Here is a 12,021-nt window from a genome sequence, read left to right as displayed (position 1 = left end):
TGTCGGCGCTGGTGAATTTGATGCAGTTCGTGGTCATTGCTCTTCTCCTTGTTTGCGTTGCAATGATGGTCACCTTGCAGCTGGCCAAGGCCCGGTCACACCGAAGGCGAAGCGTAGCGGAGAGGGGCAGGCGCCGGTCTATTTGCTCCGCGCGGAATGGCCCGCAGGGACAGGGGAAAAAGATCGGCGACAACCTTTGTGGACGGGTCGACAGCTGCGACCAGCATGTCATGCAACTCAGACACCAGGAGAAGTGCGGTGGCCGCGAAGAAAGGAGGGTGAACAACCGAATGAGAGAAATGCCTGTGGTGGCGATATTTCTGTCCTCTCGCACCGAGCCGCATCCCGGCCAGTCAGAGCTTTGCTGACCCTGCCTCACGTGCCGCGACGGCTGGTTTCCGTGGCAACCCGATCTGTGTTGTCTGGAAGAGCTGCAGGGAGATCGTCGAAGCCTCGACACCGTTCCGCCCCCCCCGGATTTCGAACGGTCCCTCCACGGCACCCCGTAACGTGCGATCCGCGCAGCACGACCATCACCGGCCTGATGCCAGCTGCGGTCAAGGCAATCCGGCGGTCGTAGAACGCCGTTTGCGACCTATGATGACGGGGCGGCACGGCACGTCCGGCAAAGCAAGGAGCAACACCGGCCGAGACGCGAGATACGAGATCGATGTTGTCACGCGCCCGCCCAAGCGACCGTAACCGGAACGGCCGAGATGAAGCGTTGCCACGACCATGCGACGGCTGGCCGGGCTGGCTCCGGAGGAGACTGCACCGCCAGCAGCACGTCGCAGCGAGAGGCGGCGTTTCAGCTCGGGGCGGGCGGCTGCGTGCAGCCGACCGAGTAGGGCGCGGTCCTGACCAAAGGGCAGGAGGGGCCAATGTTCCCCTTGAATGCTTCAACTTAAGAATCAAAAGTTACTTCAACGGCAGGGCCATTGAGACAGGCGGAACACATTTTGATTGAGCTGAAAATCGAACTTGTTGGCATCAAACCACCCATCTGGCGCCGGATCCTCGTGCCGAATGACATCAGCTTGGACATCCTGCATTCCGTTCTCCAGGGCGCTATGCCTTGGCAAGACTATCATTTGCATGAATTCGAGATTGGCGAAGACAGGTTCGAGGCCCGCGACGAAAGTGACGACAGCTGGGACCCAAACGATGGCCGGAAGGACGAAAAGAGCTTTACTCTTGGCGAGCTGGTCAAGAAAGGCAATCAGTTCATATACACTTATGATTTCGGCGATGGCTGGCGGCACCTCGTCACTGTCGAGAAGGTTAGCAAACCAACCGGAAGACCAGATCTGGACTTTCCCGCCTGTGTTGCCGGAGCGCGAGCGTGCCCGCCAGAGGACTGTGGAGGGCCCTACTCTTACGAAGAGTTTCTCGACGCGCTGACCGACAAACGCCACCCGGAATATCGTGATACAAAGCAATGGGCCGGCGCGTTCGAACCGGAAGTGTTCAGCGTGCAGCAAGCCAATGCTGCCGTCGGTGCGATGTTCGTTTGGGCGAAAGAGTGTCGCGGTCTAAAGTGACTCCTGACGCTGGCTTGGCGCGCGATCCATATGGCGAACCTCGCAACCATTTTGAAGAACTGAGATCGAGGTACCGACGTGACCACAAGCTCGACCATCATGCAGCCGTTGGTGAAAGCATGGGTGGATCAATTCGAAGAAGCGGACCGGGCGGATGCCGCGATCCTCGCGTCCCTCATCCGGCTTGTCCCTGGTGATGCTTTTCGCCGCGATTTGACGCGGGTCCTTGAAGACCGCCTGAGGATCGGTCCCAACCCCGTGGCGCTTTACAACGAAACAGAGCGTAAGAAATGGAAAGGGCAACCCAACCGTTTGTTTCCCGAGACGTCCCGCGCGAGTAAAATTCAAAAAGGGAAGAAGACTGTGCGCGCATATGGCCGCGTCGGACCGCCGCTGGTGCCTCGTCAGCGACAGGTCGCCGAAGAAATAGGCAGTGAAGGGGTTGTCGCCAACGTCCTGACCCAGTTGCACAAGCGCCATCGAAGGTCGATCCTTCTCAACCCTGGGGCCGACATAATTCGCGAGAAGCGCGCGCGCCGGTTCGTTCTGGTAACGGACTTCATCGGAAGTGGAGATCGCGTCATCAACTATCTCAATGCCGCATGGAGGCTGCGGACAGTGCGCAGCTGGTGGTCGAGGCGCAGTCATTCCGGCCTTTGTTTCGAAGTGGTGGCCTACGCAGGGACAGAAGCTGGGGTCGAACGCGTAAAGGATCACGCCTCATCGCCCACCGTCAGCTTGGTGACACGATGCCCAACAATTCAAACGGTCTTTCCCCGAGGAAAAGTCAGGCGGATGGAAGAGCTGTGTCGTCGCTATGCGCCACCAGGGTCCAAACCCCTGGGCTATGGCGAAGTGGGGGCGCTTTTGGCGTTTGATCACGGCATGCCGAACAATGCACCTTCGATGTTCTGGAAGGATGCAAGAAGATGGTCGGCGCTGGTACCGGAGCGTGCATCCAGTACAGCTGGTTCCCCCTACCAAGAACCGCACACGCCAGAGAAAGAAAGAGCGCGTATTGAAGCGTCTGCCAAGGCGTCGGATACCGGGGCAATTCTGCGCCCGACGAGCTTGGAAACGATCATCCTGTCTGCACTGCGCCGATCTCCCCGTCATTCCGAAGCGATATCGGGTCGTCTCGGCATGAACATCGATGATGTGTGCGAAATCCTTGACCGCTTGAAAGGTTGGGGTTGGATAAACGCGTCGCATCAACTGACCGAACGAGGGCGGATGGTTGCGTCACGACTGATTCGCCAAGACCGCAAGAGCCCCCTTCCCCAAGGCGACGACACGATGTACTTTCCGAATGCGTTGAGAGCGCCACGCGATGTCTAGTGGTTGCCGGGGTAACGACCGGCACCGTTGGTGTCACGTCCTGCCCGCAGGAGGTGATGCCTGGGCCGTCGATTGCGATGGGCTCACGGTCAAGCTTTCGCTTGATGCTCAACTTGATCGAACCGCACGACCTTGCGGTCGCCGCAGCGGTAGGCTGACTTGCGATCCGATCAAGCTCACCCTGAAGGGTGGATAGTAGATGCGAACGTGGAACTCTCAACGCTACTTCGCCGAAGGCCTTGCGGCAGGAGTGGATGAATCCATCCTCAATAATGCAATCGCGACAGCTGAACACACATTGCGGCAGCCAAGTCCCGGCCCGCCGATCCTCACCCTTGGCCATCTGGGGCATTTGGCGGGCGTCGATGTCGGTATTTTGAAAACATATGCCTCAAGGCAGGATGCGGACCCTTATCGGGAGTTCTCGATCCGCAAGCGCCCGATCCCGGGCCAACCTCCGCGCTATCGAACAATTGCCGTGCCTGAGCCGCCCTTGCTGAGAGTCCAGACTTGGATCGCGTCCGAAGTCCTGCGCCACGCACCCTGCCATTCGGCGAGCACGGCGTTTGCACCAGGGTCTCGGTTGGCCCAGGCCGCGGCGCGCCACTGCCGCGCAGTTTGGATGGTCAAGATTGATCTGCGGAACTTCTTCGAATCGCTGACTGAAATCGACGTGCATCGGGTGTTTTTGGAGCGGGGCTACCAGCCGCTGGTCGCGTTTGAGCTTGCGCGCTTGTGCACCCGTCTCCGCGACAAACATCGCAACGATACTGCTGTCTTGCCTCAGCGACGAACGCCCAAGTTTCGGCACTCGTCCTTGACATCGCTTTATCCACGAGACCTGCTTGGCGTCTTGCCGCAAGGCGCACCAACCAGTCCAATGTTGGCCAATCTCGCAGTGCGCGACCTAGATGAAAGACTGACTGCTATCGCGAAGACCTTCGGCGTCCGATACTCGCGCTATGCAGACGATCTCACCTTTTCAACGACACGAAAGTCGTTTGGAAGATCCCGCGCACATGATCTGGTAGGGCGAGTCTATGAGACCCTGGCTGCTCGAGGACTGGCGCCGAACCAATCCAAGACGACGATTGTTTCTCCGGGAGCACGGAAAGTCGTGCTCGGCCTTTTGGTGGACGGAGACACGCCGAAGCTGACCCGCGATTTCCGCTCGCGGCTTCGAAAGCACCTGTATCACATAAGCGCTCCCGATCAGGGGCCGGTTCAACATGCAGCGCGGCGCGGATTCGCCTCCGTTGAAGGCCTCCGCCAACATCTGTTGGGCCTGATCGCGTTCGCCGGTCAGATCGATCCGGTCTATGCGGCGAAATGTCGGGCGATTTTAGACTCGTCAGATTGGTCGCAGACAAGGAGGTGAATTTAATCTGTTCGATGGGCGTCTTCTACCTACGGATTTTCATCAATTTGGAGAAGCTTCTGAGCTCAAATCACCACCGGAGAACCTAGAAGGTCTTTCCAGCCTGAGATCGCACTGATTTTGAACCGGTCCTGTGAATTAAGTGTCGGCCTTCTGCGTTGCTCCAGTATCTCTGAAATCCCAGTCACTTCATCAGACTGTTCGGGCCGCTATATCACCGCGCGTTTGGCCAAATAGGTGCAGACCGCGCAGGCTACACTGACAACCAGCTCGGCCTCTGGCGTATCAACCTGCTGTCCTTCCAACCCGTGACGAGCGTTGTTGGACGCATAGCCCCACAGTTTCTCGGCTGCGGTATCAAGAGGTTTTGGAAGGTCCAATCGCTTTACAAGCTGGCCGAATGTTGCTTTGGAATCGCCGGCCAGATCCCGCGCGGTCGCTTCCATCGCTGCGCAGGCATGCTGGATTGCCCCGGTCACATCCGGCTCTGGCCGCCGAGAAATATCGCGCAGCGCTTCGTGGATCTCGCGTGCGGCGGCACTGCGCCCGGTATGTTCGAGGATTTCGACGGCCTCTTGTGTCGCGCCGGTAAATGCTTCGGAGCCGCGATAGACTATCTGGCCGTCGTTCATATGCCAGCCGATGCCATTTTCGACAAAAAACTGGTTCAGCCGGCCATCGAACCTGCTTGCATTGTCGTTGAACCCTTGCGCGAGTGCCGTATGGAACGCTTCAGCAATGTCATAGACCTTGTACCAAGGACAGTCGGCAAGTAGCCCAACGACCTCTTCCCAGATGTTGGGGTGCTCCGACCAGTTGTTCCGGTCAGGCGGGACGAGCAACACCTGACAGATGATCCGGCGCATGGCGGACGGGCTCATGCCGATGTCCTGCCCAATCAGCGGGATCGCATAGCGCAGGTTTTCGGGCGCGTCCTCGTGAACGGTTATCTCCGCGGCTGCGCTGCGGTAGCCGTGCCGGTTCGAAAAACTCTCTGCCATTCTGCCAATCCCCTACGCTATCGGCACTGTGTGCAAATGGGCTTCGATCGCCTTGATCGCATCCGCGGTCAGCGGCAGGTTTCCCTTTTCGGCCTGCCAGTGCTCATGGAAGCGCGCGACAGTCTCGCGTGCGGTTCCCAGAACCAGCTTCTCGGATAAACCGGCGTTTGCAGCCAGGTGCGACAGCTCGTCCTTCGAGAACCCGGAGAACTTCTTGGTGCGGCTAAAGGTGAGCGCCGCCTTGTCGTCGTCTATGTAGGCAATGGTCGAAACAAAATCGTAACACGGCGCGAGCGCTGCCTGCCTACGATCCGGATAGATCAGCGACCAGTTCTTGAGGTGCATGTCGGCATTGCCGATCAGCACATTGAAAGTCAGCCGCCGGATAAACTCGGCGATGTCGGCCTCTCCGCATTCAGCGGCCAGTACCTGTGCGATGTTGCGCTGGCTTGCCTTCTCGTACTTGTCCTTGGGATAAACGCGAAAGACCTGCGCGAAGTCTTCAATGTGAACAGCGCTGCCATCACTTAGACGGTCAAATCTTTCGACCGCCAGCGCCTGACCGCTGACCTTATCCATGCCCTCGGGCAGGTTGCCGATGTCGGCAACATCGATCAGCCTTATCGGCGGAACATCCATGCCGCAGAGACGCGCGAGCGTCATCATCGAGAATTCATTCTCGGGGACAGCATCGAAGCCTTGCGCTGGCAACTTGACGATCCAGGAGCCGCCGACCCCCTTGGCCGGAATCGCAAGACCGCCTTGTTTGTCTCCCAAAGCCGAGAACTTCAACTGAACGCCTGCCAGCGAGAACCTCAGCGCCTGATCTCGATGATCATCGTGATGATCTTCACCATCATCAGCGTCGGGGGGCCACGCCTCACCATCGGCGGGCCGAACAGTGACCGCACCGGGAAGGTCCTCGCCGAGAACCCAGAGCAGGAAAAATTCACGGACGGGCTTCACGCCCGCGCGCTCGGCGAGATAGTCTCGCATGTGACCTTCGGGCAGAAGATTGGAGAAGAAGGGCAGCAGGTGCATGTTCTGCGTACCGAAATCAGTGGTCAGTTCCCCAAGCTCATTCTTGAAACCGAGGCTCAGAACCGGCCTGCCCGCATCGGCGACATAGCCTTCAGAGAAAGCAAAGAGCGAGGTATCACCGCTGACCCGCGTCAACGTACCTATCGGCTCTCCGTAGAGCAGGACTTCAAGGACACTGACATCAGCCATGATCGTCACCATCCAGACGATAGGCCGGACGCGGTAAGGATGGTGCAGATACACCCGCCCCATGGGCGAGTGCGTTGCGCAGCATGCGCAACTGGCTCTGCGCCTGCTCGACCGCTTCCAGATTGCGCGGATCGCTCAGGAACTCCTGCATGGCAGCAGACGCTTCTTGCAACTGAACAACATCATCGGCTGAAAGCTTGAAGTGCATCAATTCGCGCGCCCGGCGCTGCAACTCCTGAACGACAATCTCAGAGAGCGTTTCACTGGGAAGCGCTGCTATCTGGTCATCAAGGCGCTGCAATAGGTTCGTCGCCTTACGCGCGCTCTGAACGTCACGGTGACCATCATCATCACCGCGAATGATCGCCCGAACGGCAGGCAGCTTCTTGCGCGGGACCAGAGTCAATTCCAGATCAAGTACACGTGCAAGCTCGACCAGGCTGGACAGACGCAGATCGACCGCCCCGTTCTCGATCTTGGAGATGTGGCTCTGTGGAACCCCAGCCTTCGCACTGAGCGCGCGCTGAGAGATCCCTTTGCGTTCCCGCGCGGCTTTGAGCGACTCTGCGATGTGCTCTATTGCGTAACTCATGATCTATCTTGCTGCTTCGTTTGCCATCTATGATATTCATAAACATATCACTCACTGAAGCAGACTTCAAGATTGATGTAGAATTCTACATCAAGGCATGCGCGTGATGTTCTTTTATGTATCAAACGCCAGAGAAGTCACTTGCCGAAAAAAGATCCGCTGGAAACTTGGGAGCTTCGAGGATCGACGATCAGATGCTCTTAACAGCAGCCACGGAGCCGACGGCGTGCTCCGTGTGCAGCTTCTAAATGTACTTCCGATAGTCACTGCTGACCTTTTGCCCCGAGGGAACGTATTTCAACACGTCACCAACCTTACGGGCTGCTCGGATCGGAATCGGCAAGCGTTGGTTCATCTGGGTCGAGTTCCAGTTCACCTTCGTGAGGCTGAAAACTTCCTTCGCAATCTGTTCGATCGTGCTCTCGCTTTGCGGGTGCGGACAGAGCAACAGGGGGTTCGGGACATAGAGGCCAGGATAGGTCCCATAGTAGGGAATGCTGCCGTTGGTATAGAGCAGCCCATTGCCGTCCAGTTCAACGAAGGTGCCGCGGAGGACAGGGAAGTCGCCGTCGCGCAGCACCTTGACTGAATAGCTCTCATGAATCCAAACGAGATCGCGCAGTTCCACACCTGCCTCGTCGAGCGCCTTGCCAACACCCTCGGCCTCGTCCTCGCGAAAGCGCGACGTCTTCATGACGATCACGCGTGCCGGCATCGTTCTATGGACCGACTTGTAGGCGGCCAAGGCGCTCTCGGTAAGCTTGTGAGCCTCATCGATAGTGAGGAACGGGTGGCGACCCCGCGACTCTGACTGCGCAGGACCGCCTCTAAGAATGAACCCTCTGCCCCGCTCGTCGAACATTTGCGCAGCACTGGTCCATATCTCGTCGGTTTCGGCATCCTTGAAAAAGCTGATGCCAATGTAACAGGCGGTGAACTCGCCTTCTTCCGGCAATCTGCGCCAGGGCACCTTGCCGCTGCCCTTGTAGTAGAGCGTCGTCATGAGGTTCCATGCGAGGTCAGCTCGATCTTGGGTTTGGCGGTCAGAGTTCTCCTTGATCTTGCGAGGGATCTTGGCATCGGGGTTGATGACATCCTCCCAGACAATCTGAATTGAGAATCTGAGGTCCATCGCTCTGGCCTTGAGCAAGCCACGGAAGTTCGGAGAGGTTTCTCTGCCAGCTTTCGCGTCGGCCGCTTCGCCCTCTATACCTTCGTCATCGCGCGCCCGCTCGTTTCTCCAGACCCGTTCGATCAACTTGACAGGGAGAGAAACCATGACCACGTCCGGCCGTTCATGATGCGCCTCCAACTTTTCCAGTTGCGCCATAACTGCGTCGACGGCTATCTCCACAGCACGCGCATCGCTCGGTTCCTTGGCAATCTTCTCGATCTGACCTTTCGTCAGCACTCCATCTTCGGCAGCCACCATTTCAAACCGGCACCGATAGGGGTTCTGGTTTCTCAACCCAGGGAAGTCCGGGTGCAGGTTCGGGTGCTTTTCGGTCTTACCCTCGAACCCATCTTCGATCGCATTCAGAAACTCGCCTGATTTTTCGACGGTCAGAGCGCTGCCAACAACGCCGACTTTGATCGTGTCCCCCAGGTTCGTTTGCAACGGGCCCGCCTGTAGCAACCCCAATCGTGGATCAGGATGATGGTGTTGGTCACCAAATTCCAGTTCAGGCTCCGGGAAGATCTTTGTCTTGAAGTCGCTCATAGGTCAAAGCTGCCTTGTTCATTCGAGCCGGACGGCTTCTTCGACTTCTGCGCCTTCGCGCCCCACACGTCCTCGGGCACACTCTTTGGCAGTTCGATGGAAGGCGGGTCACCAAACTTGATGATACGATCCGTCTTGGTGTCGGGTGCCAGCAGTTCGCCGGCATCTTCAAATTCCATACCTGACAGCAATCGATGCCACATGATCACCTGGCCTCGAACGGTGTTGTTTGTGTCGAGGCGCTTCTTCCCGGACAACAAGGCATCCGGATAGTTGAGCGCGCGCTCTCCATCCGAAGTGAAATAGTAGGATGGGTTGATGATCAGGTACCATTGGTCCGCCAAGCGCTCGAACCGGGGATGGAATGAATGGTGCCGCACATAGTCGATGGGCCCCTCCCCCTTCGACTTCTGATAGACGCTGACAACGTCTGCCTGTGTCTTCTGCTTCGCACCAAGATAGCGAAACTTGCGCGCGACGCCTCCAGGTGTTGGCAAGAAGTAGAACTGCTTTTTCTTTCGGTCCCATCCAAGCAAATCCCGAAAGTCATGGCCCAGAGTATGTCGCAACAGACCCGCAAATTTGTATTGCTGATCCACTGCGTCGTGTTGTGCCAGAAAGTCGGTTTCGATCCGTTCGACCTGATCCCGTTCGACCAGGTCGCGAACGGGTGTGGTTAGTGGGTCGCAGAATGTCCAAAGCGAGGTTTCATCGACCATCCAATCGTACCGCTGGCCGTCCCGGACCTTATTCATCCGGGCGAGCGCCTTCTGGGTAGAGAGCTGTGTCTGTGCGACGAAGATTTCCTCAGGAAGCTGCAATGGCACCATGTTGATGATCGCTTCCTCCCCTCCCCCAAGTGGCGGGACGTAGTAACCGTGTCCTTGCTTGGCGACGGTCAGGGCAGCGAGGTGATTCTTCGCACGTCCGTCCAAGACGTCGCGCTCCTTGTCGAACTGCAATGTGCGTTCGGCCTCGCCAACGAGGTTTTCGAGCGATTTCCAGAAGAACGTGTCATCTGATTGCCTGTAGAGAACAAGGATCACGGGTAGGTTGGAGCCGCGCCAGTAGTCGAAATCTGAAGCGCGGACACGATAGGTGAAACCGGCGTCCGTCTCGCCGACATAGCTGCCACGCTCAGTAGCCTTGACCTGAACGGCAATCATCTTCGCTGTCGGCTGATCATCGTCCATCACCTCAGCGATGCCGTCTATCCCCGCTTCCAGCCGTGAACGCCCATCGAATTGGAACCCAATTCGCAAGAATTGAAGATTAGCCGCCTTCTCCCCGATTTCGCCAATGCGCTGACTGGCAGTAATCTTCTTGTTCACGCCAATAACCCGTACCTTCCATATGAAAGAGATAGCACTTCAATCAGCGTTTCGTAAGGCCTCGGATACTACATGTAGGCCATGATGGATTGAATGATCGCAGATGAACTGGGTAGGCGACCCTTGGACTGACCGGTCAATAGGTCTATCAAGCTTTCCCGACCAGATTTCAAAACGACTGACGTTGTCCTCACGATGGAATTCGTTGCTGCCGACGATGATGCCCAGAGGTAGATTCCGCGAGAGCAAAGTCGGGATGAATTCTATGCCGAGGATTCCAGTTCGTCAGCCGACGCCCACTTGAAGCAGCTACCCCACAACCCCCGCATCCTCCAACTGCTCCCGATCGGGAAGATCGTGCAGACTCTCCAACCCAAAAGCGACCAGGAACTGCTCGGTGGTGACGAAGGTATAGGGGGCCCCTCGCCTGGGCGACTTTGGCCCGGTCCCGATCAGGTTGCGCGAATGCAGCCGCCCTATCAGGTCGCGGCTGATCTCCTTGCCGAAGATGTCCTTGAGCCCGTCGCGGGTGATCGGTTGATGGTAGGCGATGGCGGCCAGGACCGCGACGTCGAACTCGCTCAGATCCAGAAACTGGTTCCCGACATCTGCCGCTGCGCGGATCGCGGGCGCGTAGGCGGCCCGCGTCCGGAACATCCAGCCGCCAGTGACCCGAGCGATCTCGAAGGCCCGCCCTTCCAGATCGGCGGCAAGGTCCTCGACCAGCAATTCGACCGAAGCCGCCTGCCCCACCACGCGGGCAAGGTCTTCGCGCGGCACTGGCGAGGCACTGGCGAAGAGCACGGCCTCGATCCGGCGCATCCATTCCCGCCAGCGCAGCTCGGGCGGCAGATCGGACAACTCGCGGTCAAGCTCAAGTTCGGGGCGATCCTTGGCCATCACTATACCCCGTAAAGCCGGAAGGTGTCCCGCCCGGTCAGCTCGCGCACAGCGCCGAGGTCGACCAACCGATCGCAGAGCCGCCGCGCGGCGCGATCCGGCAAGGGCAGCGCCGAAGGGGCAACCGCATCGCTGGTCAGGAACAACTCGACCGCCTGCCCTGCCCCCTTGGCCCGGAGTTTCGGCGCGACGGATTTCAGATGCGTCGTTCGGCGCTCGAGGTCAGCGGCAAGGCGCACGGCCTCGACTGCCGATGAGACGAGCGCCCGATGACAGGCGAGACGCAGGTCTTCGCCATGCTTGCGCAGGTCGGCGCGTTTCAGGGCTGGGGCCAGAAGCGGCACGAGATGATCCCAGCCGAGTGCCTGAGCGAGGGCCGCATCCGCGAGGATCAGTCCTACTACATCTGCGCGCGGCACCTCGTGCAGTACCGCCTCCAACACCTTCGCGGCCCAGGTTACCGGCGCCCCTTTCCCCACATCAAGCCACGCGGCAATTTGGCGGAGGTCGAAGCTGGGCAAGGCTCGACCCAGAGCCTTGATCGATACCGGCCGTTCCACAGCGCGTCGCCAGGCGAGGCTAGTTTCGCCCGCCGGTCCGGGCAGATCGCCGGGTCGCAGCAGGTGCACCGCGTCGCGCAGCTCCCCTGCCCGCTCCGGCCGCCCAGAGAACGCGATACAAGCCTCGGCCGCGCGCAGCGCGAGCCGGTCCCGAAACAAGGCTTGGGGCACCTCCGCGCGTCCCAACATAAGATGCAGGTGGTTCAGCGCCGAACCCGACAAAAACGCAACATCTTCAAGGGTTTCAGCGCGTGCAGAGGTGACCCAGGCGGGCATCCGGGGTAACGTGTCGAGGTCGACGATGTGATCCGGCCGGGCAAATGTCATGCCTGCAGCCTATATCAGCGCGGCGCTTTCTACCAGAAAATAGCACATAAACCGCCCCACCTTGTCGCTCGCAGTCATGTCCAATAAGTTTGCATTATCGGAC

11 protein-coding genes are annotated in these 12,021 nt (G+C 58.6%); 4 read left to right on the top strand and 7 right to left on the bottom strand.

Annotation, left to right across the window (positions count from 1 at the left end; genetic code table 11):
- From BMX99_RS19825 to BMX99_RS19025, 4 genes are all read left to right on the top strand, one after another.
- Positions 1–368, top strand: a 368-nt coding sequence (locus BMX99_RS19825; RefSeq protein WP_244525697.1) for a hypothetical protein, incomplete at its 5' end; no start/stop codon positions are given.
- Positions 369–959: 591 nt separating this feature from the next.
- Positions 960–1,541 carry a plasmid pRiA4b ORF-3 family protein gene (locus BMX99_RS19035; RefSeq protein ID WP_200813253.1) on the top strand — a complete coding sequence of 194 codons (582 nt, stop codon included), beginning with the start codon at positions 960–962 and terminating at the stop codon, positions 1,539–1,541.
- Between the two features lie 78 nt (positions 1,542–1,619).
- The gene (locus BMX99_RS19580; RefSeq protein ID WP_139199595.1) at positions 1,620–2,879 is read left to right on the top strand and encodes a phosphoribosyltransferase-like protein; all 1,260 of its coding nucleotides are present in this window, start codon (positions 1,620–1,622) and stop codon (positions 2,877–2,879) included.
- A 250-nt stretch (positions 2,880–3,129) separates the two neighbouring features.
- Positions 3,130–4,257, top strand: a complete 1,128-nt coding sequence (locus tag BMX99_RS19025; protein WP_175480280.1) for a reverse transcriptase family protein — start codon at positions 3,130–3,132, stop codon at positions 4,255–4,257.
- 209 nt (positions 4,258–4,466) lie between these two features.
- Here BMX99_RS19025 and BMX99_RS19020 read toward each other — a convergent pair whose 3' ends face one another.
- The 7 genes from BMX99_RS19020 to BMX99_RS18990 all read right to left on the bottom strand — a co-directional run bounded on the left by BMX99_RS19020 (position 4,467) and on the right by BMX99_RS18990 (position 11,918).
- Positions 4,467–5,258 (bottom strand): AbiJ-NTD4 domain-containing protein, encoded by a 792-nt coding sequence (locus tag BMX99_RS19020; protein WP_008335632.1) that lies wholly within the window; start codon positions 5,256–5,258, stop codon positions 4,467–4,469.
- A gap of 12 nt (positions 5,259–5,270) precedes the next feature.
- Positions 5,271–6,488 carry a type II toxin-antitoxin system HipA family toxin gene (locus BMX99_RS19015; RefSeq protein WP_027246249.1) on the bottom strand — a complete coding sequence of 406 codons (1,218 nt, stop codon included), beginning with the start codon at positions 6,486–6,488 and terminating at the stop codon, positions 5,271–5,273.
- On the bottom strand, positions 6,481–7,080 hold the full coding sequence (locus BMX99_RS19010; RefSeq protein WP_008335637.1) for a helix-turn-helix domain-containing protein: 600 nt from the start codon (positions 7,078–7,080) through the stop codon (positions 6,481–6,483). Before BMX99_RS19010 ends, BMX99_RS19015 begins: the two co-directional genes overlap by 8 nt.
- 244 nt (positions 7,081–7,324) lie before the next feature.
- The gene (locus BMX99_RS19005; protein WP_008335638.1) at positions 7,325–8,800 is read right to left on the bottom strand and encodes an argonaute/piwi family protein; all 1,476 of its coding nucleotides are present in this window, start codon (positions 8,798–8,800) and stop codon (positions 7,325–7,327) included.
- Positions 8,797–10,131 (bottom strand): DUF4365 domain-containing protein, encoded by a 1,335-nt coding sequence (locus BMX99_RS19000; RefSeq protein ID WP_008335641.1) that lies wholly within the window; start codon positions 10,129–10,131, stop codon positions 8,797–8,799. The genes BMX99_RS19005 and BMX99_RS19000 overlap by 4 nt, the downstream gene beginning before the upstream one ends.
- 309 nt (positions 10,132–10,440) lie before the next feature.
- Positions 10,441–11,031: an SMC-Scp complex subunit ScpB gene (gene scpB / locus BMX99_RS18995; RefSeq protein ID WP_027246250.1), complete on the bottom strand. Its 591-nt coding sequence runs from the start codon at positions 11,029–11,031 to the stop codon at positions 10,441–10,443.
- Positions 11,032–11,033: 2 nt separating this feature from the next.
- Positions 11,034–11,918 carry a DUF1403 family protein gene (locus tag BMX99_RS18990; protein ID WP_008335645.1) on the bottom strand — a complete coding sequence of 295 codons (885 nt, stop codon included), beginning with the start codon at positions 11,916–11,918 and terminating at the stop codon, positions 11,034–11,036.
- Between the last annotated feature and the right edge of the window lie 103 nt (positions 11,919–12,021).

The sequence above is a fragment of the Pseudooceanicola nitratireducens genome, assembly GCF_900109195.1.
GTDB classification, from domain to species: Bacteria; Pseudomonadota; Alphaproteobacteria; order Rhodobacterales; family Rhodobacteraceae; genus Pseudooceanicola; species Pseudooceanicola nitratireducens.
This window is presented reverse-complemented; position numbering and strand designations above follow the sequence as displayed.